Annotated in this window: 27 protein-coding genes and 4 pseudogenes; 8 read left to right on the top strand and 23 right to left on the bottom strand. The window is 53.2% G+C overall.

Annotation, left to right across the window (positions count from 1 at the left end; all coding sequences use genetic code 11):
- Positions 1-68: 68 nt before the first annotated feature.
- The 12 genes and pseudogenes from bfd to fkpA form a co-directional block, all read right to left on the bottom strand.
- Complete coding sequence (bfd, locus tag P2W74_RS01780) at positions 69-263, bottom strand: bacterioferritin-associated ferredoxin (protein ID WP_162383480.1); 195 nt, start codon at positions 261-263, stop codon at positions 69-71.
- A gap of 183 nt (positions 264-446) precedes the next feature.
- Positions 447-1040, bottom strand: a pseudogene (locus tag P2W74_RS01775) (EF-Tu C-terminal domain-related protein); the annotation flags it as partial.
- Between the two features lie 14 nt (positions 1041-1054).
- Positions 1055-1495: pseudogene (locus P2W74_RS01770) on the bottom strand (GTP-binding protein); the annotation flags it as partial.
- A gap of 71 nt (positions 1496-1566) precedes the next feature.
- Positions 1567-1869, bottom strand: a pseudogene (locus P2W74_RS01765) (GTP-binding protein); the annotation flags it as partial.
- 70 nt (positions 1870-1939) lie between these two features.
- On the bottom strand, positions 1940-4054 hold the full coding sequence (gene fusA / locus P2W74_RS01760) for an elongation factor G (RefSeq protein WP_276293681.1): 2115 nt from the start codon (positions 4052-4054) through the stop codon (positions 1940-1942).
- A 96-nt stretch (positions 4055-4150) separates the two neighbouring features.
- Entirely contained in the window at positions 4151-4621 is a 471-nt protein-coding gene (gene rpsG, locus P2W74_RS01755) for a 30S ribosomal protein S7 (protein WP_003023657.1), read from the bottom strand.
- A 95-nt stretch (positions 4622-4716) separates the two neighbouring features.
- Positions 4717-5091 carry a 30S ribosomal protein S12 gene (rpsL, locus tag P2W74_RS01750; protein ID WP_003023654.1) on the bottom strand — a complete coding sequence of 125 codons (375 nt, stop codon included), beginning with the start codon at positions 5089-5091 and terminating at the stop codon, positions 4717-4719.
- Between the two features lie 125 nt (positions 5092-5216).
- On the bottom strand, positions 5217-5504 hold the full coding sequence (gene tusB / locus P2W74_RS01745) for a sulfurtransferase complex subunit TusB (protein WP_276295283.1): 288 nt from the start codon (positions 5502-5504) through the stop codon (positions 5217-5219).
- A 13-nt stretch (positions 5505-5517) separates the two neighbouring features.
- Positions 5518-5877 (bottom strand): sulfurtransferase complex subunit TusC, encoded by a 360-nt coding sequence (gene tusC, locus P2W74_RS01740; RefSeq protein WP_276293680.1) that lies wholly within the window; start codon positions 5875-5877, stop codon positions 5518-5520.
- Positions 5877-6263 carry a sulfurtransferase complex subunit TusD gene (tusD, locus tag P2W74_RS01735; protein ID WP_276293679.1) on the bottom strand — a complete coding sequence of 129 codons (387 nt, stop codon included), beginning with the start codon at positions 6261-6263 and terminating at the stop codon, positions 5877-5879. The genes tusC and tusD overlap by 1 nt, the downstream gene beginning before the upstream one ends.
- Positions 6263-6988 (bottom strand): helix-turn-helix transcriptional regulator, encoded by a 726-nt coding sequence (locus P2W74_RS01730; protein WP_276293678.1) that lies wholly within the window; start codon positions 6986-6988, stop codon positions 6263-6265. Before P2W74_RS01730 ends, tusD begins: the two co-directional genes overlap by 1 nt.
- Positions 6989-7153: 165 nt before the next feature.
- Positions 7154-7972, bottom strand: a complete 819-nt coding sequence (gene fkpA / locus P2W74_RS01725; RefSeq protein WP_276293677.1) for an FKBP-type peptidyl-prolyl cis-trans isomerase — start codon at positions 7970-7972, stop codon at positions 7154-7156.
- A gap of 218 nt (positions 7973-8190) precedes the next feature.
- On the opposite strand from fkpA, the gene P2W74_RS01720 reads away from it, so the two are divergent.
- Complete coding sequence (locus P2W74_RS01720) at positions 8191-8409, top strand: protein SlyX (protein ID WP_276293676.1); 219 nt, start codon at positions 8191-8193, stop codon at positions 8407-8409.
- Positions 8410-8481: 72 nt separating this feature from the next.
- Here P2W74_RS01720 and slyD read toward each other — a convergent pair whose 3' ends face one another.
- The 4 genes from slyD to kefG all read right to left on the bottom strand — a co-directional run bounded on the left by slyD (position 8482) and on the right by kefG (position 11730).
- A complete protein-coding gene (gene slyD / locus P2W74_RS01715) occupies positions 8482-9069 on the bottom strand; it encodes a peptidylprolyl isomerase (RefSeq protein WP_276293675.1) in 588 nt (195 codons plus the stop codon).
- Between the two features lie 94 nt (positions 9070-9163).
- Positions 9164-9364, bottom strand: coding sequence for a YheV family putative zinc ribbon protein (locus P2W74_RS01710; RefSeq protein ID WP_192610765.1), 201 nt, complete (start codon positions 9362-9364; stop codon positions 9164-9166).
- A gap of 9 nt (positions 9365-9373) precedes the next feature.
- A complete protein-coding gene (kefB, locus tag P2W74_RS01705) occupies positions 9374-11179 on the bottom strand; it encodes a glutathione-regulated potassium-efflux system protein KefB (RefSeq protein ID WP_203359764.1) in 1806 nt (601 codons plus the stop codon).
- Positions 11179-11730 (bottom strand): glutathione-regulated potassium-efflux system ancillary protein KefG, encoded by a 552-nt coding sequence (kefG, locus tag P2W74_RS01700; protein ID WP_162383517.1) that lies wholly within the window; start codon positions 11728-11730, stop codon positions 11179-11181. Before kefG ends, kefB begins: the two co-directional genes overlap by 1 nt.
- Before the next feature lie 128 nt (positions 11731-11858).
- Between kefG and P2W74_RS01695 the strand changes: the two genes are divergently transcribed.
- A complete protein-coding gene (locus tag P2W74_RS01695) occupies positions 11859-13760 on the top strand; it encodes an ABC transporter ATP-binding protein (RefSeq protein WP_276293674.1) in 1902 nt (633 codons plus the stop codon).
- 67 nt (positions 13761-13827) lie between these two features.
- Here the strand turns inward: P2W74_RS01695 and P2W74_RS01690 are convergent, their stop codons facing one another.
- Positions 13828-15318 (bottom strand): nicotinate phosphoribosyltransferase, encoded by a 1491-nt coding sequence (locus P2W74_RS01690; protein WP_276293673.1) that lies wholly within the window; start codon positions 15316-15318, stop codon positions 13828-13830.
- A gap of 13 nt (positions 15319-15331) precedes the next feature.
- Complete coding sequence (gene prs, locus P2W74_RS01685) at positions 15332-16189, bottom strand: ribose-phosphate diphosphokinase (RefSeq protein WP_276293672.1); 858 nt, start codon at positions 16187-16189, stop codon at positions 15332-15334.
- Positions 16190-16382: 193 nt separating this feature from the next.
- Between prs and P2W74_RS01680 the strand changes: the two genes are divergently transcribed.
- The 4 genes and pseudogenes from P2W74_RS01680 to P2W74_RS01665 all read left to right on the top strand — a co-directional run bounded on the left by P2W74_RS01680 (position 16383) and on the right by P2W74_RS01665 (position 19344).
- Positions 16383-17102 (top strand): NUDIX hydrolase, encoded by a 720-nt coding sequence (locus P2W74_RS01680; protein WP_276293671.1) that lies wholly within the window; start codon positions 16383-16385, stop codon positions 17100-17102.
- 35 nt (positions 17103-17137) lie between these two features.
- A pseudogene (locus P2W74_RS01675) lies at positions 17138-18200 on the top strand (hydrolase).
- A 2-nt stretch (positions 18201-18202) separates the two neighbouring features.
- The gene (locus P2W74_RS01670; protein WP_276293669.1) at positions 18203-18421 is read left to right on the top strand and encodes a YheU family protein; all 219 of its coding nucleotides are present in this window, start codon (positions 18203-18205) and stop codon (positions 18419-18421) included.
- A 53-nt stretch (positions 18422-18474) separates the two neighbouring features.
- Positions 18475-19344: a phosphoribulokinase gene (locus P2W74_RS01665; protein ID WP_276293668.1), complete on the top strand. Its 870-nt coding sequence runs from the start codon at positions 18475-18477 to the stop codon at positions 19342-19344.
- A 46-nt stretch (positions 19345-19390) separates the two neighbouring features.
- On the opposite strand, the gene P2W74_RS01660 is transcribed toward P2W74_RS01665, so the two are convergent.
- The gene (locus P2W74_RS01660; protein WP_276295282.1) at positions 19391-19795 is read right to left on the bottom strand and encodes an OsmC family protein; all 405 of its coding nucleotides are present in this window, start codon (positions 19793-19795) and stop codon (positions 19391-19393) included.
- A 308-nt stretch (positions 19796-20103) separates the two neighbouring features.
- Here P2W74_RS01660 and crp point away from each other — a divergent pair, with 308 nt between their 5' ends.
- Together crp and P2W74_RS01650 are read left to right on the top strand one after the other, a co-directional pair.
- Positions 20104-20736 (top strand): cAMP-activated global transcriptional regulator CRP, encoded by a 633-nt coding sequence (crp, locus tag P2W74_RS01655; RefSeq protein ID WP_000242758.1) that lies wholly within the window; start codon positions 20104-20106, stop codon positions 20734-20736.
- A 51-nt stretch (positions 20737-20787) separates the two neighbouring features.
- Entirely contained in the window at positions 20788-22875 is a 2088-nt protein-coding gene (locus P2W74_RS01650; protein ID WP_276293667.1) for a YccS/YhfK family putative transporter, read from the top strand.
- Here P2W74_RS01650 and argD read toward each other — a convergent pair.
- From argD to P2W74_RS01630, 4 genes are all read right to left on the bottom strand, one after another.
- Positions 22865-24085: a bifunctional acetylornithine/succinyldiaminopimelate transaminase gene (gene argD, locus P2W74_RS01645; protein ID WP_276293666.1), complete on the bottom strand. Its 1221-nt coding sequence runs from the start codon at positions 24083-24085 to the stop codon at positions 22865-22867. The genes P2W74_RS01650 and argD overlap by 11 nt on opposite strands.
- A gap of 85 nt (positions 24086-24170) precedes the next feature.
- Positions 24171-24734, bottom strand: a complete 564-nt coding sequence (gene pabA / locus P2W74_RS01640) for an aminodeoxychorismate synthase component 2 (RefSeq protein ID WP_276293665.1) — start codon at positions 24732-24734, stop codon at positions 24171-24173.
- 31 nt (positions 24735-24765) lie between these two features.
- Positions 24766-25368 (bottom strand): putative adenosine monophosphate-protein transferase Fic, encoded by a 603-nt coding sequence (locus tag P2W74_RS01635; protein WP_276293664.1) that lies wholly within the window; start codon positions 25366-25368, stop codon positions 24766-24768.
- Entirely contained in the window at positions 25358-25525 is a 168-nt protein-coding gene (locus P2W74_RS01630) for a YhfG family protein (RefSeq protein ID WP_276293663.1), read from the bottom strand. The genes P2W74_RS01635 and P2W74_RS01630 overlap by 11 nt, the downstream gene beginning before the upstream one ends.
- Positions 25526-25605: the final 80 nt, after the last annotated feature.

Genomic DNA, 25605 nt, shown 5'->3' with positions numbered 1-25605 from the left:
TAGTCCCTCCGCTTCCACTCTTTGAAGAGTAGATGGGGCTACAGGGATGTCAAAAAAAAGAATGTGACTCAGGCGATCTCTTTAAATTCCGGTATCTGTGTCAATTCGTCCTGCATCACTTCACGAGCAGCCCGAACACACTTACCACATTGATTTCCAATAGCAATAAACTTACGCAATTGTTGAAAAGATTGTGGATGAAACTGACGTACCGCCTGACGGATTTTTTTATCACTGACACCATTACACAAACAAACGTACATGATCGCTCCCGTTCAATTTCTGCGCAAAGTGTAAATGAGAATAGTTATGATTACAATAGCACAAATATATAGACGCAGCCGGAGAGCAATAAAAAATGCGAATAAATATGACAAGATTAAATGTCAGGCAGCAAAAAGGGCGCCGTAGCGCCCTTTTTAAGCTCAAAACTAATTATTAAATAATTAGCTCATTACTTTAGCAACAACGCCCGCGCCAACGGTACGGCCGCCTTCACGGATTGCGAAACGCAGACCGTCGTCCATCGCGATCGGGTGAATCAGGGTAACAACCATTTTGATGTTGTCGCCCGGCATTACCATCTCTACGCCTTCCGGCAGTTCGATGGTACCAGTCACGTCAGTAGTACGGAAGTAGAACTGCGGACGGTAGCCTTTGAAGAACGGAGTATGACGGCCGCCTTCATCTTTGGACAGGATATAAACTTCAGATTCGAACTTGGTGTGCGGCTTGATAGAACCCGGCTTAGCCAGTACCTGACCACGTTCGATTTCTTCACGTTTGATACCACGCAGCAGAACACCAACGTTCTCACCAGCACGGCCTTCGTCCAGCAGTTTGCGGAACATTTCAACGCCAGTACAGGTAGACTTGGCAGTCTCTTTGATACCAACGATTTCAACTTCTTCACCAACTTTAACGATACCGCGCTCTACACGACCGGTAACAACGGTACCACGACCGGAGATGGAGAATACGTCTTCGATAGGCAGCAGGAACGGCTTGTCAATCGCACGCTCTGGTTCTGGGATGTAAGAACGATACCGCGCTCTACACGACCGGTAACAACGGTACCACGACCGGAGATGGAGAATACGTCTTCGATAGGCAGCAGGAACGGCTTGTCAATCGCACGCTCTGGTTCTGGGATGTAAGAATCCAGGAAGCCAGCCAGTTCGATGATTTTCGCTTCCCACTCTGCTTCGCCTTCCAGCGCTTTCAGAGCAGAACCACGAACGATCGGAGTGTCGTCGCCCGGGAAATCGTACTGAGACAGAAGTTCACGAACTTCCATTTCTACCAGTTCCAGCAGCTCTTCGTCATCAACCATGTCGCATTTGTTCAGGAACACGATGATGTACGGAACGCCTACCTGACGACCCAGCAGGATGTGCTCACGAGTCTGCGGCATCGGGCCGTCAGTCGCAGCAACAACCAGGATCGCGCCGTCCATCTGCGCAGCACCAGTGATCATGTTTTTAACATAGTCGGCGTGGCCCGGGCAGTCTACGTGTGCGTAGTGGCGAGTCGGGGTGTCATATTCAACGTGAGAACCAGGATCGCGCCGTCCATCTGCGCAGCACCAGTGATCATGTTTTTAACATAGTCGGCGTGGCCCGGGCAGTCTACGTGTGCGTAGTGGCGAGTCGGGGTGTCATATTCAACGTGAGAAGTGTTGATGGTGATACCACGAGCTTTTTCTTCCGGTGCGTTATCGATCTGGTCGAATGCACGAGCAGCACCGCCGTAGGTTTTAGCCAGTACGGTGGTGATTGCAGCGGTCAGAGTAGTTTTACCGTGGTCGACGTGGCCGATAGTACCAACGTTAACGTGCGGTTTTGTACGTTCAAATTTTTCTTTAGACACGGCTATATTCCTTACTATAGTGCTCTCCCCTTCAGGAGAGAGCACGGGACTTAGGTTTTAACCCCGGGGCTTATTTACCACGGGCTTCGATTACGGCCTGAGCAACGTTGTTCGGCGCATCATCATACTTCAGGAATTCCATCGTGTATGATGCACGACCTTTGGTCAGAGAACGCAGCTGAGTTGCATATCCGAACATTTCAGACAGCGGAACTTCAGCGTGGATCTTAACGCCTGTTACTTCAGATTCCTGACCGCGCAGCATACCGCGACGACGGCTCAAGTCACCGATAACATCACCAGTGTTCTCTTCCGGAGTCTCTACTTCAACCTTCATGATCGGCTCAAGCAGAACAGGTTTTGCTCTCTTAAAGCCTTCTTTAAAGGCGATAGAAGCAGCCAGTTTAAACGCCAGTTCAGAGGAGTCAACGTCATGGTAAGAACCGAAGTGCAGACGAACACCCATGTCTACTACCGGGTAACCAGCCAGCGGACCAGACTTCAACTGCTCCTGGATGCCTTTATCAACGGCAGGGATGTATTCGCCAGGAATTACACCACCTTTAATGTCGTTGATGAACTCGTAACCTTTCGGGTTAGAGCCCGGCTCCAGCGGATACATGTCGATAACGACGTGACCATACTGACCACGACCACCAGACTGTTTCGCGTGTTTACCTTCGATATCGGTAACTTTCGCACGAATCGCTTCGCGGTAAGCAACCTGAGGTTTACCGACGTTCGCTTCAACGTTGAATTCACGCTTCATACGGTCAACGATGATGTCGAGGTGCAGTTCACCCATACCGGCGATGATGGTCTGGTTAGATTCTTCGTCAGTCCATACGCGGAATGACGGGTCTTCTTTAGCCAGACGACCCAGAGCCAGACCCATTTTTTCCTGGTCAGCTTTGGTTTTCGGTTCTACTGCGATGGAGATTACCGGTTCAGGGAATTCCATACGCTCCAGAATGATCGGCTTATCCGGATCACACAGAGTATCACCAGTAGTCACGTCTTTCAGACCGATCGCAGCAGCGATGTCGCCTGCGCGAACTTCTTTGATCTCTTCACGTTTGTTAGCGTGCATCTGAACGATACGACCGAAACGCTCACGTGCAGATTTCACGGAGTTCAGTACGGTATCACCAGAGTTAACCACACCGGAGTACACACGGAAGAAGGTCAGGTTACCTACGAACGGGTCGGTAGCGATTTTGAACGCCAGCGCAGAGAACGGCTCGTCATCACTTGCGTGACGCTCAGCCGGAGTATCTTTACCGTCGTCCAGGATACCGTTGATCGCAGGAACATCAGTCGGAGCCGGCAGGTAATCGATTACCGCATCCAGCATCGCCTGAACACCTTTGTTCTTGAACGCAGAACCACAGGTTACCAGGATGATTTCGTTGTTCAGAACGCGCTGACGCAGAGCTTTCTTGATCTCTTCTTCAGTCAGTTCTTCACCACCGAGGTATTTCTCCATCAGCTCTTCTGAAGCTTCTGCAGCGGACTCGATCAGGTTCTGGTGCCATTCTTCAGCCAGTTCCTGCATGTCTGCCGGGATATCTTCGTATTCGAAGGTTACACCTGCGTCTGCTTCGTTCCAGTTGATGGCTTTCATTTTCACCAGGTCAACAACACCGGTGAAATGTTCTTCAGCACCAATAGCCAACTGCAGCGGAACAGGGTTCGCGCCCAGACGGGTTTTGATCTGACCAACAACTTTCAGGAAGTTCGCACCCATACGGTCCATTTTGTTAACGAACGCAATACGTGGAACTTTATATTTGTTTGCCTGACGCCATACGGTTTCAGACTGCGGCTGAACACCACCAACTGCGCAGTAAACCATTACCGCACCATCAAGTACACGCATGGAACGTTCTACTTCGATAGTGAAGTCAACGTGCCCCGGGGTGTCGATGATGTTTACGCGATGCGGTTCATACTGCTTGGCCATACCAGACCAGAATGCAGTAGTCGCTGCGGAGGTGATAGTAATACCACGCTCCTGCTCCTGCTCCATCCAGTCCATGGTGGCTGCGCCGTCATGAACTTCACCGATTTTATGGTTTACACCGGTGTAGAACAGAATACGTTCGGTAGTGGTGGTTTTACCGGCGTCGATGTGCGCACTGATACCGATGTTACGGTAGCGCGCGATGGGTGTTGTACGAGCCATTTGATTCCTCGTTTATCTTTTAGGCGTTCAATTTAAGTAGCCCAAAGCGGGCCGCTTACAAGAAGCGCCCGCCTGGTGACTATTACTCCGAAGGGATTACCAACGGTAGTGTGCGAACGCCTTGTTGGCTTCTGCCATACGGTGAACGTCTTCACGTTTCTTAACTGCAGTACCTTTGTTTTCTGCAGCATCAGAAAGTTCGTTCGCCAGGCGCAGAGCCATGGATTTATCACCGCGTTTACGAGCAGCTTCAACGATCCAACGCATTGCCAGAGCATTACGACGGACCGGACGGACTTCAACTGGTACCTGATAAGTAGAACCACCAACGCGGCGAGACTTAACTTCGACAGTCGGGCGCACGTTTTCGAGAGCTACTTCGAAAGCTTCCAGTTCGTTTTTACCAGAACGCTGAGCCAGGGTCTCCAGCGCGCTGTATACGATAGTTTCGGCAGTAGATTTTTTACCATCTACCATCAGGATATTTACAAATTTAGCCAGCAGTTCTGATCCGAACTTCGGATCCGGCAGAATTTTACGCTGACCAATGACGCGACGACGTGGCATGGAAATACTCCGTTGTTAATTCAGGATTGTCCAAAACTCTAAGAGTTTAGTTTGACATTAATATAAAACGTTTGGCCTTACTTAACGGAGAACCATTAAGCCTTAGGACGTTTCACGCCATACTTGGAACGTGATTGCTTACGGTCTTTAACGCCGGAGCAGTCAAGCGCACCACGAACGGTGTGGTAACGAACACCCGGAAGGTCTTTTACACGACCGCCACGGATCAGGATCACGGAGTGCTCCTGCAGGTTGTGACCTTCACCACCGATGTAGGAAGTCACTTCAAAACCGTTAGTCAAACGAACACGGCAAACTTTACGCAGTGCGGAGTTCGGTTTTTTAGGAGTGGTAGTATATACACGAGTACATACGCCACGTTTCTGCGGGCATGCTTCCAGCGCAGGCACGTTGCTCTTTGCAACTTTGCGTGCGCGTGGTTTGCGTACCAGCTGGTTAACTGTTGCCATTAAATAGCTCCTGGTTTTAGCTTTTGCTTCGTAAACACGTAATAAAACGCCCTCATACAATATGAGGACGCAGAATTTTAGGGCGACGTCGAAAAGGTGTCAAGAAATATACAACGATCCCGCAATTACCAGGCCATCTGGCGGGGATGTTTCGCCACAAGTCTGACGAAGTCAGTATAGTCAACCCTGACGACGCTGTCTGAAATTTGACCACCCAACCCGCGAGCTTTAATGTCTTCTTCCAGCACGTATATCTTAATGGGGGCATTCAGCAAACTTTCAAGGAAACGACTGCCTTCGATAGCGGCCATCACGCCATCCTGTAGCAACAAAAGCGCATCTCCTTCTTTGAGCAGACGAAGGAGAGAGGAGAGATCCGAATGCCACGCAGAGCGATGTAAAGTGTGCAATATAGACATAAGGGTCTCAGAACCTCAGGATAACGTCATAGCCGTCAAGCTCATTGCGCAAGTCTTCAGGCTCAAGCAGTGTCGCATCAATGACAAAGCGCGAGTCTTCCGACAAACCACGTTCACGCAAAGAGGCGGCACAGAGCCAACACAGCTCAATGTCGTAGAGTTCCAGCAGTTTAAAGGTAGCAATGTAGTCGCGCGCCAACACCACATCAGGTTTTTGCCCCTGAAGTATCTGAAAAACGCCATCGCCAATAAAAAAGACGCCAAGCTCTTCTGTTAATGCAGATGTTGCCAGCAACGCATCCAGCCCCTCACGGCCCGATGCGCTACCGTGCGGCGCAGTAGAAAATACAAAAGCAATGCGTTTCATTAAAATTGCACCACGCGATCGCAGGTCAGCGACACTTCCGCCAGAGCCCCAAGCCCACTGAGAATGAAACCTGGCTGTAAGTTAGCCGCAGCCAACCCCAGTCTGGCGGCCTCCGTCTCATCCACAATACCCCGCCGCAACGCCGCTGCAACGCAGATGTTTAACGTCACACCATGAGTTTGGTTCAGTCGTTGCCAGGCACGTACCACGTCAAATTCGTCACTGGCAGGCGACGTCAGCATGTTTGCGTTATACACACCTTCCCGGTAAAAAAAGACACTGCTCAGCTCGTGACCCTCATTGAGCACCGCCTGGGCAAACTGCAAGGCGCTGCTCGCCTGCTGTGTGCCATAAGCAGGCCCTGTGACCACAATGGCGAAACGCATTACTTATTATCCTGTCCCTGAAAATCGCCGCTTTTGAACTGGCGTATGTAGAGGTATACCGTGTGCTTTGAGATGTTCAGGCGGTCAGCCACCTGGTTAATCGCATCTTTGATGTCGAAGATCCCTTTCTCGTAGAGGTTGAGCACAATCTGGCGGTTCTTCGCATTGTTAGACACATTTCGGTCAGCGTTCACTTCTTCAATCGTGAACTCCAGCGTTTGCGTGACCAAATCTTCTACCGAGGAGGCAAAGTTAACTGAGGAACCCACTTCCGGCGTTTCCGGAGGAATGAAGGTATTCATAATCTGTGAGAACGGTACATCAAGGTTCATGTTGATGCACAGCAGACCAATCACACGATGCTCGCGGTTGCGAATAGCAATCGTCACCGACTTCATCAAGACACCGCTTTTCGCGCGTGTAAAGTAGCACTTCGACACGCTGCTGTCCGCACCCGTCATATCATGCAGCATACGCAACGCAAGGTCAGTAATCGGCGAGCCAATTTTCCGGCCCGTGTGTTCACCGTTAGCAATGCGAATTGCTGAGCATTTCAAATCCTGCAAAGAGTGCAATACGATTTCACAATGGGAACCAATGAGCATCGCTAACCCGTCCACCACCGCTTCGTAGGATTTCAGAATATCGAAGTCGGTCTGATCGAAAGGACGTTGATCCAGTAAATCAAGCTCACTGGTTTCGTTGGTTAAAAGCGACCTGGACATGAAAAAAAACACTCCTTTTCAGGAGCCTGTCGGTATGTTTTCAGGGCAGGCTCATTATTTACGCGGACAACTAAATTAATACAGCGGAGGTTCCGCTTTCCAGTACTAATTATATCCGGCCTGCAATTAAAAAACCGCCGCCATAGTGGCGGCGGTTCTCAGTTTTTATTTTTTAGCAGCATCTGCTGCTTTGGCATCAGCTTCTGCTGGCGCTGCGGCATCCGCTTTCGGTGCCGGTTTGATGTCCAGCAGCTCTACGTCGAATACCAGCGTAGAGTTAGCCGGGATACCCGGAACGCCCGTTTTGCCGTAAGCCAGATCCGGTGGGATAACCAGTTGGATCTTGCCGCCTTTCTTGATGTTTTTCAGGCCTTCAGTCCAGCCAGGGATCACACCATCCAGACGGAAGGAGAGCGGCTCACCACGGGTGTAAGAGTTATCGAACTCTTTACCGTCAATCAGCGTACCTTTGTAATTAACAACCACAGTATCGCTGTCTTTCGGCGCATCACCCGTACCGGCTTTTTCTACTTTATAGACAAGGCCAGTAGAAGAGGTTTTAGCCCCTTTCTCTTTAGCGACTTTCTCGCGGAATGCTTTGCCTTTGGTTTCGTTTTCAGTCGCGTCTTTTTCCATCTTCGCCTGAGCGGAGCTCTTCACGCGAGTTTCAAACGCCTGCAGAGTTTGTTCGATTTCCTGGTCAGATAATTTGCTCTTGTCTGCAAACGCATCCTGGACACCCGCGATCAGCTGATCTTTGTCCAGTTTGATGCCTAATTTTTCCTGTTCCTTCAGGGAGTTTTCCATGTAACGACCCAGAGAAGCACCCAGCGCATACGCTGATTTCTGATCGTCATTTTTGAACGCAGCTTTGCTGTCGGCAGTTGCCGCAGGTTTTGCAGCATCAGCTGCGAAAGTGATCGGAGCGTGCAGAGCAACGGCCATTGTGGTCGCCAGCAGCGTTACTTTAAACAGTGATTTCATCCATATCTCCAGGGCCGGGGCATCTCACCCCAGGGTTAATTTACACAAGAAACGTACTATAAAGCGTTGTAGAACAAATCAACATACGAACACGCCCTATTATCACCCCTTTTCAGACTCTTTTTGTTTAATTTAGTTTCGCGGAAGGCTAATGAGTACTGTGCAATCCCGTAAAGTTAAGTAGAATCCGCGGCCGGGGACAACAAAAGAGGTGAATCATGCAGGATATAACGATGGAAGCCCGCCTGGCTGAACTGGAGAGTCGCCTGGCTTTTCAGGAGCAAACCATTGAAGAACTCAATGTGACAGTGACCGCTCATGAGATGGAAATGGCTAAATTACGCGATCATCTGCGTTTGCTGACGGATAAACTCAAAGCCAGCCAACCGTCAAACATTGCCTCTCAGTCCGAAGAGACGCCGCCGCCGCATTATTGAGACGTAAAAAAAGCGGGTTTCCCCGCTTTTTTTGTGCCCGGTATCGCTACGCTTACCGGGCCAGCATGCCGATTAATGGCAACCGCAACCGCCATTACCGCCACAACCACCTTTGCCGTGCTCATGACCATGGTCATGGTCGTGGCCGTGGCCGCCGCAGCAACCTTCGTGGTCGTGGTCATGGTCGTGACCGTGCGCACCGTGAACGTGGCCGTGAGCCAGTTCTTCTTCGGTCGCTTCACGAATCGCCACAACTTCCACGTTGAATTTCAGGTTCTGGCCAGCCAGCATGTGGTTACCGTCAACCACAACGTGGTCGTCTTCCACTTCGGTAATTTCTACCGGTACCGGACCCTGGTCGGTTTCCGCCAGGAAGCGCATGCCAACCTGCAGTTCGTCAACACCCATGAACACGTCTTTAGGAACGCGCTGCACCAGGTTTTCGTCATACTGACCGTAAGCGTCGTTAGCGCCTACAGCAACGTCAAATTTGTCGCCAACATCGTGACCTTCCAGCGCCGTTTCCAGGCCAGAGATCAGGGAACCGTGACCATGCAGGTAGTCCAGCGGCGCACTCACCGGAGACTCATCAACCAACACACCGTCTTCTGTACGTACCTGATAGGCCAGGCTAACCACCAGGTCTTTTGCTACTTTCATGATATCTCCTGAGCATGGGAAGAATAGTGGCGCAGATTGTAGCGGAATTCTGCACTCGTGTACCCACTAGCTTAAAAAAACCTGCGACATATCGCTAGTCCGGATGAAAAATCCCGATCACTTGCTCTTCTTTGCGAACGTGCTCGCGCGCCGCTTTATCGGCTTCACGCATCTGATGACCACACTTAACGCATTCAACAATATCAACATTATTTTCGCGCCACATCGCCAGAGAATCCTGCGCCTGACAAGATGGGCATTTAGCACCTGCAATAAAACGTTTACGAATTGCCATACTGCTCCCCTACTCAAATTCATCCCAGCCATCCAGCTGGCGCCGTTCTTTCTGCATCTCTCGCTGGAAGATCTCCTCCAGCTCGCGTCGGGCTTCCGTGGCGCGAGAGATTTGAACCGTATCGGTATGCATCGGGATCAACTCCCGTAACATACGCATGTCCAGACGACGAAAGTGCAGTTGCGCCCGCTGCGCCTGATGCGGATGCATCCCTAATGACACCAGCGTTTTACGCCCCAACTCCAGCGCACTGGAGAAGGTTTCACGAGAAAACTGCGTCACACCCACCTGTAATAACTCATGTGCTTCTACACGTCCGCGCGCCCGCGCAAGAATATGCAAATGCGGAAAATGCTGCTGGCACAGTTCCACCAGCTTCATGGTGTCTTCAGGCTCATTACAGGTGATCACGATCGACTCCGCCGCTTCTGCCCCTGCCGAACGAAGGAGATCCACCTGGGTGGCATCACCGTAATACACTTTGTAGCCATACTTACGCATCAGGTTGACGGCACTGATATCCCGCTCAAGCACCGTAATACGCATCTTGTTCGCCATCAACAAACGCCCAATCACCTGACCGAAACGCCCAAACCCCACCACAATCACCTGCGGCTTATCATCATCCACCCAGGGCGCTTCGTCTTCCTCTTCCGGGCCATTGATCTGTCTGGAAAGCCATTTATCAATGAGCTTCATTAACAAGGGCGTTGTCATCATCGATAGCGTGACGGTCACCAGCAGCAACGCCATCTGATCGCCCTGAAACAGTCGCTGGGAAGACGCGGTAGAAAAGAGCACAAAAGCGAACTCGCCCCCCTGACTCAACACGCCCGCAAACTGCATTCGCTCCGAACTCCTCACGCCATATACGCGCGCCAGCAAATAGAGCACCAGCGTCTTGACGGCCACCAGAATGACGACGCTCATCACGACCCATAACAGATGGGTGTAGAGCACACCAAGATTCAACGACATCCCGACCGAAATAAAGAACAGCCCCAGCAGCAAGCCTTTAAAGGGATCGATGGCGGTTTCCAGCTCATGGCGATATTCGCTTTCCGCCAGTAACACACCCGCAATAAACGTCCCCAGCGCCATCGACAGCCCCAGCGCGTCCATAAACAGCGCCGAAGCCAGCACCAACAGCAGGGTGGCAGCGGTGAAAACCTCCCTCACTCCTGAGCTAGCGATAAAGCGAAACACGGGGCGCAGCAGATAACGTCCGCCAATCAGCATACCCGCAAATGCCAGCACCTTCATGCCCACTTTGATCCAGTCAAAATGTTCATCTGCGGAACCCGCCAGCAGCGGCACCAGCGCCAGCGCCGGGATCACCGCCAGATCCTGAAACAGCAGCACAGAAAAACCCAGTTGCCCGGATTCACTGCGATTCATCCCTTTTTCACGCATCAGCTGCAATGCCATGGCGGTCGACGACATCGCCAGACCGATCCCCCCGACCACCGCCGCCTGCCACGAGAAGCGGGTCAGCATCAGTAGCCCCGCCAGCACCGCCGCGCTTAACATCACCTGCGCCGCCCCGACGCCAAAAATAGAACGCCGCAACTGCCAGAGTTTTGCAGGATTCAGCTCCAGGCCAATGATAAACATTAGGAAGACAACGCCCAGTTCAGAGAAATGCAGGATTTCATCAACGTCGCTGATAAACCCCAGCCCCCACGGACCAATAGCGATCCCGGCCAGCAGGTAGCCCAGGACCGCGCCGATACCCAGCCGCGCAGCCAACGGCACCGCAACCACTGCCGCGAAGAGAAACAACACGCCTGCCAGCATTAAATCGGAACCTTCCATCAGCGACCTCCCGCAACAACAGGGTTTGCCAGCCACTCACCATACGCCCTGGCATGACTGGCTAATTCCTGTGCACTTTGTCGCCTGGCCCAGTAAATAATGATCGGACTCATCCAATGCATACGACACATCGCCGCCGTCAGTTCAAAGGGGCGCAACACGTCGCTCATCGGATAACGGTTCAGCGCGTCATAGCGGTAAGCACTTTCCGGCTCGCCGGTGGTGATCACGCTTCGCCAGTACTTTCCCGCCAGTTGATTTCCTCCGGGACCGCTGGCAAAACCGCGGCTCAACACCCGGTCGAACCACTCTTTGAGCAGTGCCGGGCAACTGTAGGTATACAAAGGGTGCTGAAAAACAATCACGTCGTGTTCACGCAATAGCGCCTGCTCATGCGGAATATCGATAAAAAAATCAGGGTAGTGCGCGTAAAGATCGTGCACTGTCACATTACTGAGCTGCATGGCCGGCTTAAGCAGAACCCGATTGGCGACCGAGTCCTGAGATTCCGGATGGGCATACAGCAGCAAAACTTTCGCTGGCTGGGACATCATCCCCCTCCCGGTTTTTGTGTATAGTCGTTGTTTTGGGCTACCATTGCGCTCCAGTGCGGCAGTACGCCCACACACACTACATTATCATAATGATAAATTAACATAGTCAGAACATACGGCGCCTTATGATTGTTTTCTCCTCGTTACAAATTCGCCGCGGCGTACGCGTCTTGCTGGACAATGCTACAGCGACCATCAATCCTGGTCAGAAAGTCGGTCTGGTGGGTAAAAATGGCTGCGGAAAATCTACCCTGCTGGCATTGCTAAAAAATGAAATCAGCGCCGATGGCGGCAATTTTTCCTTCCCCGGCAACTGGCAGCTGGCGTGGGTGAATCAGGAAACGCCAGCGCTTCCTCAACCTGCGCTGGAATACGTTATTGATGGTGACCGTGAGTATCGCCAGTTGGAAGCGCAACTGAACGACGCCAACGAACGTAACGACGGACACGCGATTGCCACCGTGCATGGCAAACTGGACGCCATCGACGCCTGGACCGTGCGGTCCCGCGCCGCCAGTCTGCTCCACGGTCTCGGTTTCTCTAATGAGCAACTTGAGCGCCCGGTCAGCGACTTCTCCGGCGGCTGGCGCATGCGTCTTAACCTGGCCCAGGCGCTGATCTGCCGCTCAGATTTGCTGCTGCTCGATGAACCGACCAACCACCTTGATCTGGACGCCGTCATCTGGCTGGAGAAATGGCTGAAGAGCTATCAGGGGACGCTGATCCTTATCTCCCACGACCGCGACTTCCTCGATCCGGTGGTCGATAAAATTATTCATATCGAACAACAAACGATGTTCGAGTACACCGGCAACTACAGCGCGTTTGAAATTCAGCGAGCCACGCGCCTGGCGCAACAACAATCGATGTACGAAAGCCAGCAGGAGCGTGTCGCGCACTTGCAAAGCTATATCGACCGTTTCCGCGCCAAAGCGACCAAAGCGAAACAAGCACAGAGCCGCATCAAGATGCTGGAACGCATGGAGCTTATCGCTCCGGCACACGTCGACAACCCGTTCCACTTCAGCTTCCGGGCGCCAGAAAGCCTGCCTAACCCGCTGCTGAAAATGGAGAAAGTGAGCGCCGGATATGGCGAACGCGTTATTCTCGACTCCATCAAACTCAATCTGGTTCCCGGCTCACGCATCGGACTGTTAGGACGCAATGGCGCAGGGAAATCGACGCTGATCAAACTGCTGGCGGGCGAGCTCAACCCTGTCAGCGGGGAGATCGGTCTGGCAAAAGGCATCAAACTGGGGTATTTCGCCCAGCATCAACTGGAATTCCTGCGCGCAGACGAATCACCGCTGCAACATCTGGTGCGACTGGCACCGCAGGAGCTGGAACAGAAGCTGCGGGATTATCTCGGCGGCTTTGGCTTCCAGGGCGATAAAGTCACTGAAGAGACCCAGCGTTTCTCCGGCGGTGAAAAGGCCCGTCTGGTGCTGGCGCTGATCGTCTGGCAGCGCCCGAATCTACTGCTGCTCGATGAACCGACCAACCACCTGGATCTGGATATGCGTCAGGCACTGACCGAAGCCTTGATCGACTTTGAAGGGGCATTGGTTGTCGTTTCGCATGACCGTCACCTGCTGCGCTCAACCACTGACGATCTCTATCTGGTTCATGACCGTAAAGTCGAGCCGTTCGATGGCGATCTGGAAGATTATCAACAATGGCTGAGCGACGTGCAGAAGCAGGAAAGTCAGCCTGATGACGCGCCGAAAGACAACGCCAATAGCGCGCAAGCGCGTAAAGATCAGAAACGCCGTGAAGCGGAGCTACGCACGCAAACTCAGCCACTGCGTAAAGAAATTGCGCGACTGGAAAAAGAGATGGAGAAACTGAACGCGCAACTGGCGCAGGCGGAAGAAAAACTGGGCGACAGCGAATTGTACGATCAGAGCAGAAAGGCCGAGCTCACCGCCTGTCTGCAACAGCAAGCCAGCGCCAAATCAGGGCTGGAAGAGTGTGAAATGGCCTGGCTTGAAATACAGGAACAGCTCGAACAGATGCTGGCCGAGTAGCCGTGATTGCCGGATGGCGGCGCTTTTGCGCCTTATCCGGCCTACGGACTGAAAAACAGGTGGGGATTTAGCATTGCGTCGCCAGTCGCTGGCGGATTTGTTCAAAATGTTCGCGGTTGTAAAGCCGCCCATCGAGGAAACGCGTCTTCAACTCTCCCTCTTGTTCCTGAACCCAGCTTTGCTCATCGTGCAGGCGTAACTCGCCCTGCTCATCACGCGCAACGCGCAGCAATCCGCGGGCAGAGCGTTTCAGTCCATTATCGGTTTTCGGCGCTTTAAAGATCGTACGGCCGTTGCCGTCGACCTCTCCCCAGGTCGCTTTCATCGCAAAACCAAAGGTGTCGCGCGTGTTGTACTGGTAGGTGAAAGAACCGACCCCAAATACTACGTTCGAACTGGCGAACCCTTTTGCCTCCAGACGCCGTAGGATCTCATTAGCCCGTTCAAGGGTGATGGAGTCGCCATAAATCAACCCTACGTGCGGGTCGAGCACCTTATACCCTTTCTCATTGATCGTGCCGCCAAAAATCTCCCACAGCACTTCCACCGATCCTTTTTCCTGTGGGGTGCGGTCGGCGCGATCATCCTCGTCCATTCCTGTGCCACAGAGGATCTCCACCGGATCACCGCTGTCGGGGCGAAAGACCACCCGCCCTTCGCGCGCCAGAATGGTATTTTTGAGTTCACGGGTATACTCCGTCAGCACCTGCCAGTAGTCCCAGGTATCAGACACTATCGACACAAAACCCTGCGGGTAAAGATCGACAATCAACCGACGGAACGTTTCAATCTCATGTTCACGTTCGCCCATGCACATCACGCTGTGTTCGGTCGCCGGAATACTGGCGCCGATAAAGTACGCGTCGCCGTCGGTGTAGTAATCACGGGCATACAACAGCGACGGAATGCTATCCGTACCTTTAAAACTCAACAGATGCCCACTGCCCGCCTGCATGGTGTCCTGGAGACCGGCCATGCCGCGAAACGAAAAATCATGGCACTGAAAATCGAGATGCGTCAGGTCGCTACAGGTTTTCTCTGCCCAATGCGCGCAAATTTTGCGGTAATGGTGAGCAATAGTGGCGTTCGTCGAGGCTTTCCAGAGTTCCGCCGACAGTACGGTTTCCAGGTAATTCACCAACCAGAAAAACTCGGGTTTGGTGTTGATAATGGTAAGAACCGGTACCGCCATGGGCACTTTAGTGCCTTCATCCAGCGCCTTAATGTGCAGCGGCAAGTAACCCAACTGATGCAGCGCGCGAATATGATCGACGGCGACGGCATCTCGACCAAGATAGCTGTCCATCACCTGCTTATATTCGTTGACCACCTCGTCTTCCGGACGGGCAAAAAATGCCTCGTTAAACAGATCGACCAGAAACCACTGCAAAAAGCCCTGCAGACCAAAGAACACCAGCTTGCCATCCGGCAACGGCGACTGAAAATAGCGCTCGCTGCGCGGAGTGAAGTTGGAATACACCCGGGTGGTTCCCTGCGGATACTGTACGCGGTGGGAGACTTTGTAGCCGTCGATAGCCAGAATTGGATTCATTTTCATTATGCTGTCTCCCTCAGCGGTAAATCGCGTCAATGTCGATAAGCTCAAGCTGCGGATGCGCCAGCGTCGGCGCAGCCAACGAGGTGGTGCTGTAGAGGGCGTCAATGCCATTGGCAAACAGGTGCTCCACACCTTTCGAGAAGATGCCATGCGTCACGTACAGACTGACACTGCGCGCTCCGGCATCACGCAACACCTGTGCCGATCCGATAAAAGTGCCACCTGCGTCGCACAGGTCGTCGACAATCAGCACATCCCTGTCTTTCACGTCTCCCGCCACCAGCGAGAAGCCGGTCAGATTGCCGCTCGCCACATCGCGTTTTTTACTCAGGATGGCGTACTCCGCTGTCCCTGCGGCTCTGGCCACAGCATCGATTTTCTTCAACGACCCCGCATCCGGTGCCACCAGCATCAGCGCATGTTGTTGAAACTGACGGCGCAGAGTCGCGCTTTGCCGCAGGCAGACTTCCTGTGGCACAGCGACCATGTTATCTATCGCCGCCGCTGCTGCATCGCTATGCGGGTCGAGCACTTTCACCTTGTCGAACTTCAGCGTATTGAGCTGACGGGCAAAGACTTTCAGTGCAAAGCTGTCGCCGGTAACCATATGACGGTCCTGACGCGCCCACGGCAGCCAGGGAAGTTCAAGATGGCTCACCAGCACATCCGTCTGGTGGCGTACCGCCTCAACCAGTTGCGCTAGCAGCATGAAATCGTTCATATCACGCATCGCCACCGCACGAATTCGCATCAGACGGGCGGAGGACGGTAACGTCTCCGTCACCTTCAGCCAGACGGCGCCATCCGGAAAAACACCGCTGGCAATGGCGTAGACCTGCTCGTCCAACGTTAATGTCAATTTTGCGCTCATATTTCATCCCGCCCTTAATTGTGTCCCTGTGACAACATTAATAATGTCCTTAAGACACATATTAAGCAAGTACAAAATTGCTTTATTTTTTACAGACAGATAATCACCTGATAAGTAATGAGAAAAAACGCACCTTGCCGCCTGATGTCGTGCTGGTACACTTGTGAACGTTCCAAATCACCGTGAGTGCCTTATGACAACCGAAGCCGACTATCTGAACCAGTACGATGCCAGCCGCTTTCCTTCCCCTCTGGTCACAGTGGATAGCGTGTTGTTCACCCTGCATGAACAAACGCTGTGCGTACTGCTGGTCGAACGGGCAAAGCAGCCGCAGAAAGGGCGCTGGGGATTACCTGGCGGCTTTATTGATATGGCACGCGATGATTCCACCCGCGCAACGGCGCTACGTAAGCTGACAGAAAAAACAGGGGTTTCCCCTTCATGGCTGGAACAACTGGATACCGTCTCCGGACCGGACCGCGACCCGCGCGGCTGGAGCCTGACCGTCGCCTGGTTTGCGCTGATCGCCTGGGTGGACTGCGAGCCGCATATCGCCAGCGTTAGCGACGCCCGCTGGGTGCCGATCGACAAGCTTACCGAATATCCTCTGGCGTTCGACCACGAGAACATCATTGCATCAGCCCTGCATCGCTTACGACAAAAAACGATGTACTCGTTACTGCCTGTTTACTGTCTGCCGGCGTCGTTTACCCATGGCCAGTTGCAGGAGGCGACCGAAGTGATCCTCGGTCAGTCGATTCAGCGTAAAAGTCTGATTCGCCGTTTTGAGGCGTCGGGCATGTTTGAAGAGACGGGGGAAAGTGCGGCGACAGGAACGCGTAAAGCCCGTCTCTGGCGGCGAAAACCCGGGGTGGACATCCATCTTTTCTCACGTAACCTCCTGACTGACTAAGCGTAAAATCACATATTGGCTAACCTGCCAGCCGTGTGCGCGGTATAGTTATTCTTCCCGATGATTAATTGCTCTGGTGCTATGGTTGAAATCACCCCCACAGAAATGACCCCGACCGACGCTGATTCGTATGAGTTCCGCCCGATGCGCGGCATCAGCAATCGCCATCTGCAAACGATGCTCCCACGACTGATCCGCCGTAAAGTGCAGTTCAGCCCACACTGGCAACGCCTGGAATTACCCGATGGCGATTTTGTCGATCTGGCATGGAGTGAAGATCCGCATCAGGCGAAACACAAACCGCGTCTGGTGGTGTTTCATGGTCTTGAAGGTAGTCTGAACAGCCCGTATGCCCACGGACTCATCGAGGCCGCACAAAAGCGTGGATGGCTGGGTGTCGTGATGCACTTTCGCGGTTGCAGCGGCGAACCCAATCGCCTGAATCGCATTTATCACTCCGGGGAGACGGAAGACGGCACCTGGTTTTTACAGTGGTTACAACGCGAGTTTGGTCGTGTTCCCACCGCTGCGGTTGGCTATTCACTCGGCGGCAATATGCTGGCCTGTCTGCTGGCGAAAGAAGGTCGGGATATTCCGATCGATGCGGCAGTGATTGTCTCCGCGCCTTTCGTGCTTGAAGCCTGCAGCTATCACATGGAAAAAGGCTTTTCGCGCGTTTACCAGCGCTATCTGCTCAATCTGCTCAAAGCCAACGCGTCACGCAAACTGGCGGCCTATCCCGGCACGCTCCCTGTCAACCTGGCGCAGCTAAAAGCAATACGGCGTATCCGCGATTTTGATGATCTTATTACCGCCAAAATTCACGGTTTTGCTGATGCGATAGACTATTATCGTCAATGTAGCGCCATGCCGTTGCTCAATCAGATCGCCAAACCCACGCTGATTATTCACGCGAAAGACGATCCGTTTATGGACAGTCATGTGATCCCGAACCCCGAGAATCTGCCGCCGCAGGTTGAGTATCAGTTAACCGAGCATGGCGGGCACGTCGGCTTTATCGGCGGGACGCTGCGCCGCCCGGAAATGTGGCTTGAATCGCGCATCCCTGACTGGCTCACCACGTATCTGGAAGCATAATCATGATGATCCCCTGGCAGGAGTTGTCCGCTGAAACGCTGGATAACCTGATTGAAAGCTTTGTATTGCGCGAAGGCACCGATTATGGTGAACATGAGCGTTCGCTTGCGCAAAAAGTCGCCGACGTCAAACGTCAACTACAGCGCGGCGAGGCCGTTCTGGTGTGGTCTGAACTCCACGAAACGGTCAACATCATGCCCAGAAAACAGTTGCACGAGTAATCCGCCGCTGAGGGCCGACTATACTAAAACGAGTGTTTATTCATGGAGTTGTTATGTCTGCCAAACATCCGGTGATTGCGGTAACAGGGTCCAGCGGCGCGGGGACCACCACCACCAGCCTCGCGTTCCGTAAAATTTTTGCACAGTTAAATCTGCGCGCCGCCGAGGTGGAAGGCGACAGCTTTCATCGCTATACCCGCCCGGAAATGGACATGGCGATCCGCAAAGCGCGGGACGCCGGGCGACATATCAGTTATTTCGGCCCCGAAGCTAATGATTTTGGTCTGCTGGAACAAACGTTCAGCGAATACGGACAAGCGGGCAAAGGCCAGTCGCGGAAATATCTGCATACCTACGATGAAGCAGTACCGTGGAATCAGGTGCCGGGAACCTTTACGCCATGGCAACCCTTGCCCGAACCGACCGACGTCCTGTTCTATGAAGGGCTGCACGGCGGCGTAGTGACGCCGCACCATAACGTTGCGCGCCATGTGGATTTGCTGGTTGGCGTAGTACCGATCGTTAACCTGGAGTGGATACAGAAACTGATCCGCGACACTGGCGAACGTGGGCACTCCCGCGAAGCGGTGATGGATTCGGTGGTCCGTTCCATGGATGATTACATCAACTTTATCACCCCGCAGTTCTCCCGTACGCATATTAACTTCCAGCGCGTGCCCACTGTGGACACCTCGAATCCCTTCGCGGCAAAAGGCATCCCGTCATTAGACGAAAGCTTTGTCGTTATTCATTTTCGCAATCTGGAAGGGATCGATTTCCCCTGGTTACTGGCGATGCTTCAGGGCTCATTTATTTCACACATCAATACATTAGTCGTGCCGGGCGGCAAAATGGGACTGGCAATGGAGTTGATCATGCTGCCGCTGGTTCAGCGACTGATGGAAGGCAAAAAAATCGAATAATATGCAGCGTTGCCGGATAAGCGTCACGCCCTCCGGCAACGTGAGATCACGCGGCAATCACTTCATATGAATGCGTGATATTCACCGCTTTTTCCAGCATTAACGCAACGGAACAATATTTTTCTGCAGAAAGATCAACAGCTCGCGAAACGGCGGCATCTTTCAGTTCATTGCCGGTCACAATAAAATGCAGATTGATATGCGTAAACAGACGCGGCGCCTCTTCACGACGCTCAGAAGTGAGCTTCACTTCGCAGTTGGTCACGTCCTGGCGTCCCTTTTGCAAAATAGACACCACATCAATCGCACTGCAGCCACCCGCGGCCATTAACACCATTTCCATCGGACTCGGCGCTTTATCACCGGAGTTACCATCCATCAAAATCTGGTGGCCGGAAGCAGACTCTCCCAGGAAGGTTAACCCTTCGACCCATTTCACACGCGCTTGCATATTTCGTAACTCCAATGTTTCAATTTTCCTGACAGATTACGCGGACATAACAAATCTCGCAATGGAAGGCGACCTGCATCATGCTGAAGCGAGACACCAGGAGACACACGGCGAAAGCTATGCTAAAACAGTCAGGATGCTACAGTAATACATTGACGTACTGCATGTATGCAGAGGACATCACATTACAGGCTGCAGTACATTTTTAGCAGCCCCCTTCCCTGGCAGCGGGAAGCATATTTTGGCAACCCCAGAGACAGCGTCGTTTTCTGGCTCTGGAGACAGCTTATAACAGAGGATAACCGCGCATGGTGCTTGGCAAACCGCAAACAGACCCGACTCTCGAATGGTTCTTGTCTCATTGCCACATTCATAAGTACCCGTCGAAGAGCACGCTGATTCACCAGGGTGAAAAAGCAGAAACGTTGTACTACATCGTTAAAGGCTCAGTGGCAGTGCTGATTAAAGACGAAGAAGGGAAAGAGATGATCCTTTCTTATCTGAATCAGGGCGATTTCATTGGCGAATTAGGCCTGTTTGAAGAAGGCCAGGAACGCAGTGCATGGGTACGTGCAAAAACGGCCTGTGAAGTCGCTGAAATCTCCTACAAAAAATTTCGCCAACTGATCCAGGTAAACCCGGATATTCTGATGCGCCTGTCTTCCCAGATGGCTCGTCGCCTGCAAGTTACGTCCGAAAAAGTCGGCAACCTTGCCTTCCTCGACGTAACCGGTCGTATCGCTCAGACTCTGCTGAACCTGGCGAAACAACCCGATGCGATGACTCACCCGGACGGCATGCAAATCAAAATCACCCGTCAGGAGATCGGTCAGATCGTTGGCTGTTCTCGCGAAACCGTTGGTCGTATTCTGAAAATGCTGGAAGATCAGAACCTGATCTCAGCGCACGGTAAGACCATCGTCGTCTACGGCACTCGTTAACCCCGTCGAAATAGCGCATTACCCTGTAATGCGCCATTTTTGTTGGCACCGATGTGGCGAAGACTGATCTATCATCCTGAAATCAACTACGCACTGCGGCAAACGCTGGTGCTGTGTTTGCCTGTGGCGATTGGTCTTATCATTGGTCAGTTGCATCTGGGATTGCTCTTTTCTCTCGTTCCCGCCTGCTGCAACATTGCCGGGCTTGATACCCCCCACAAACGCTTTTTCAAACGCTTAGTCATTGGCGCATCGCTGTTTGCCGGATGCAGCCTGGTCATGCAGCTACTGCTCGCGCAAGCAATACCGCTGCCGCTGATTCTGACGGGGTTAACGCTGATTCTTGGCGTGACGGCGGAACTCAGCGCCTTGCATGCCCGACTCCTGCCGGCTTCGCTTATCGCCGCCATTTTCACGCTAAGCCTGGCCGGTAACATGCCCGTCTGGGAACCGTTGCTGATCTATGCCCTGGGCACCCTGTGGTACGGGCTTTTTAACTGGTTTTGGTTCTGGCTCTGGCGTGAACAACCGCTACGCGAGTCGCTCAGTTTGTTGTACCGCGAGCTGGCCGACTACTGCGAAGCCAAATACAGCCTGCTCACCCAGCACGCCGATCCTGAAAAAGCGCTGCCGCCCTTGTTGGTACGCCAACAGAAAGCGGTGGATCTCATCACCCAGTGTTACCAGCAAATGCACATGCTGTCGGCGCATCACAATAATGAATATAAACGCCTGCTGCGGGCCTTCCAGGAAGCGCTGGACTTACAGGAACATATCTCCGTCAGCCTGCATCAGCCGGAAGAGGTGCAAAAGCTGGTCGAACGCAGCCATGCAGAGCAGGTGATTCGCTGGAACGCGCAAACGGTCGCTGCGCGCTTACGCATCCTGGCGGATGATATTCTGTATCACCGCCTGCCGACTCGCTTTTCCATGGAAAAGCAGATTGGCGCGCTCGAGAAAATTGCCAACCAGCATCCCGATAACCCGGTGGGTCAGTTCTGTTACTGGCACTTTAGCCGCATTGCCCGCGTATTGCGGACCCAACGCCCGCTGTATGCCCGTGACCTGATGGCGGATAAACAGCGTCGACTCCCGCTGATCCCGGCGCTAAAAAACTATCTGTCATTCAAATCGCCCGCACTGCGAAATGCCGGGCGCATCAGCGTCATGCTGAGTATCGCCAGTCTGATGGGGAGCGCGTTACATCTGCCAAAACCGTACTGGATCCTGATGACGGTTCTGTTTGTAACGCAAAACGGCTACGGTGCGACGCGGGTTCGCATACTGCACCGTTCGGCGGGCACGCTGGTCGGGTTGGTGATTGCGGGCGTGACGCTACACTTCCACATCCCCGAAGGCTTCACACTGGCGGGCATGCTGGTCATTACGCTGGTGAGCTATCTGATCATTCGTAAAAACTACGGCTGGGCAACGGTCGGGTTTACGGTCACTGCGGTGTATACCCTGCAATTGCTGACGTTAAACGGCGAGCAGTACATTGTGCCGCGGTTTATTGACACGGTGATTGGCTGCCTGATCGCGTTTGGCGGGACGGTCTGGCTCTGGCCGCAGTGGCAGAGCGGTCTGTTGCGCAAAAACGCCCACGACGCGCTGGAAGCCGACCAGGAAGCTATACGCCTGATCCTCAGCGACAATCCACAGGCAACGCCGCTCGCGTATCAGCGTATGCGTGTCAATCAGGCGCACAACACGCTGTACAACTCGCTGAATCAGTCCATGCAGGAACCCGGATTTAACGCGCACTATCTGGCAGATATGAAACTGTGGGTGACGCACAGCCAGTTTATTGTCGAGCACATCAATGCGATGACAACGCTGGCGCGGGAACATACGATGCTGACGCCAGACCTTGCGCAACGCTATCTGGAATCGTGTGAAATTGCGCTCCAGCGCTGCCAGCAGCGTCTGGAGTATGACGGACCGGGCAGCTCTGGCGATGTGAATATTCTGGAAGCGCCAGAGATGCTCTCCCATGGGCCATTAAGTACCCTGGAACAACACCTGCAGCGCATACTGGGCCACCTGAACACCATGCACACCATTTCGTCGGTCGCCTGGCGTCAACGGCCTCACCACGGGATCTGGCTCAGCCGTCGGTTACGGGATATTAAGAGCTAACGACTTTCGCGACGGCCTGCGCGAAACGCTGCATTCCCTCATCGATATCCGCCTCTTCCACCACCAGCGAGGGGGCGAAGCGCATCACATCCGGACCGGCATTCAGCACCATCACACCTGCACTCGCTCCCGCATAAAGAAACTCACGCGCTCGTCCCTGATATTGCGGCTTCAACTCTGCCCCAATCAGCAGTCCCATCCCACGAATGTCGCTGAAAACATCGTACTGCTCGTCAATTTTCTGCAAATGCTGAACAAATTTCTGCCGTTTCGTCTGAATGCCGTCCAGCACGTCTGGCGTGTTAATAATATCGAACGCAGCGCCAGCAACCGCGCAGGCCAGCGGGTTACCACCGTAGGTGGAACCGTGAGAACCGACGTGAAACGCACAGGCAATCTCCTGCGTGGTCAGCATGGCGCTCACCGGGAAACCGCCGCCAAGCGCCTTGGCGCTGGTCAGAATATCCGGTGTCACGCCATAGTGCATATATGCAAACAGGGAGCCAGTACGCCCCATGCCGCACTGCACCTCATCAAAGACCAGCAATGCCTGATGCTGGTCACACAACTCGCGCAGTCCTTTCAGGAACTCGGGCGTTGCCGCCGTTAATCCCCCTTCCCCCTGGATGGGCTCCACCACCACCGCGCAGGTGTGGTCATCCATCACGGCTTTCACCGCATGCAGATCGTTAAAGGGAACATGGACGATGTCGGCCGGTTTCGGCCCAAAACCATCGGAATACTTCGGCTGGCCGCCAACCGTTACGGTGAACAGTGAGCGACCGTGAAACGCGTTATGGAAGGCGATGATTTTGGTTTTGAACGGACTGTGACGCACGCAGGCGTAGTGACGCGCCAGTTTGAAGGCCGTCTCGTTCGCTTCTGTGCCAGAGTTCATGAACAGCACGCGTTCTGCAAACGTCGCGTCGATAAGCTTACGCCCCAGCCGTAGCGCCGGTTCATTCGTAAAGACGTTACTGGTGTGCCACAACGTTTCGCCCTGGGTTTTCAGCGCCTCAACCAGCGCCGGATGACAATGCCCCAGCGCCGTCACTGCAATCCCGCCAGCAAAATCAACGTATTCCTTTCCCTGTTGATCCCAGACGCGGCTTCCTTTGCCTTTTACCGGAATAAATTCTGCCGGTGCATAAATCGGCAGGATAACTTCATCAAAAGTCGCGCGCGTAATTGCAGTTTGTTCAGTTGCCATCTTATGACCACCCAGTTATGCAGGAATTAATGTGAAATTATAATCACAAAATATGCATAAAAAATCATTAGATAGCAACCACAAATCAGCGCTGGAGGAAATTTGCCAGTAGCCGATGCCCCTGTTCGCTGAGAATGCTTTCCGGATGAAACTGTACGCCTTCCAGATCCCATTCCCGATGACGAATGCCCATAATTTCCTGGGTTTCACTCCAGGCGGTGACGTCAAAACAGACGGGAAGCGTGGCTGGGTCAATCACCAGAGAATGGTAACGCGTCACGCGTAATGGATTCGACAATCCCAGGAAAACACCCTGACCGGTATGGGTTATCGGCGAGGTTTTGCCATGCATGACTTTCGCTGCCCGAACGATGGTCGCGCCAAACGCTTGCGCCATGGCCTGGTGGCCCAGACACACGCCCAGTATGGGCAGCCGTCCTGCATAATGGCGAATCACGTCCAGCGAAATTCCGGCCTCGTTGGGCGTGCAGGGGCCAGGAGAAATCACGATCTTTTGCGGATTGAGTGCGTCGATTTGCGCCAGCATCAACTCGTCATTCCGTTTGACCAGGACGTCAGCGCCCAGTTCGCAAAAATACTGGTAGAGGTTCCAGGTGAAAGAATCGTAGTTGTCGATTAGCAGGATCATGGCGGCTCCGGTACGTTAGAACCGCGCTATTCTACTCAGTTTCCTCAGCTTCGCTCACCACTTTACGAAATATTGCCTGCAATGCCGAAAGGTCGCCCATGGCGCCACTCTGGTTGGCCTGATTCCACTCATCCACCTGAATACCGTTCCAGGCCAGCGTGTAACCGGCATGAATCGCCAGTTGTTCAAAGAAGATGCGCTGTGCCAGACCGCTGCCGATGCGAAACGGATGCAGCACATTGATCTCACAATAGTAATGCGCGAGCCTGGCGACGAATTTCTCTTTCGGCAATCCGACCAGATACCCTTCTTCTTCCAGATCCTGCATCAGGGCATTGCCCTCTTTTTCGATCCAGGCAAAATGGCAGAAAGGCGTGTCCCCCTGATAGATATCCACTTCGCGTAACTTTCCCGCCCAGTCGAAAATGTCCTGATAAAGTTGGCGATGAATAGCGCACAGGTAGGGTAAACCACGAACCCGCGGCCCCAGTTCAATGGTCGCGGCGCGTAACGCCGTCAGTTCATATGCCGCCTGCTCCAGACGCTGAACCTGGTGGATGCCTAAACGGTTGCGCATGACATCGAGACCGTCGTAAAGATAGGGGTCGCGTCCTTCACCGAATTTATCGCTCATAATGCCTCCTCAACGCCTCAAGGCGTACAAGGGCTTCCTCAGTGGTCAGAGTAACCAGGGGGATTTCAACACCTTCAAGACGGCGACTGGCCTGGAAATTAGCGTTTCGCAGATGTTTCCAGAGATGAGATTTTTGTTTATCGGTGAGCTTTTTCACGTGACCTCCCTGAATGCGCCTTCACTTGCCACAAGTATAAGCAGCAATTTCGGGTTACGCAGAGGTCAGGAATAGCGCGG

This window comes from Citrobacter enshiensis (genome assembly GCF_029338175.1).
GTDB lineage: Bacteria > Pseudomonadota > Gammaproteobacteria > Enterobacterales > Enterobacteriaceae > Citrobacter_D > Citrobacter_D enshiensis.
Note: the sequence above shows the minus strand (reverse complement) of the source record. Positions and strands in the feature narration are given on the sequence as shown.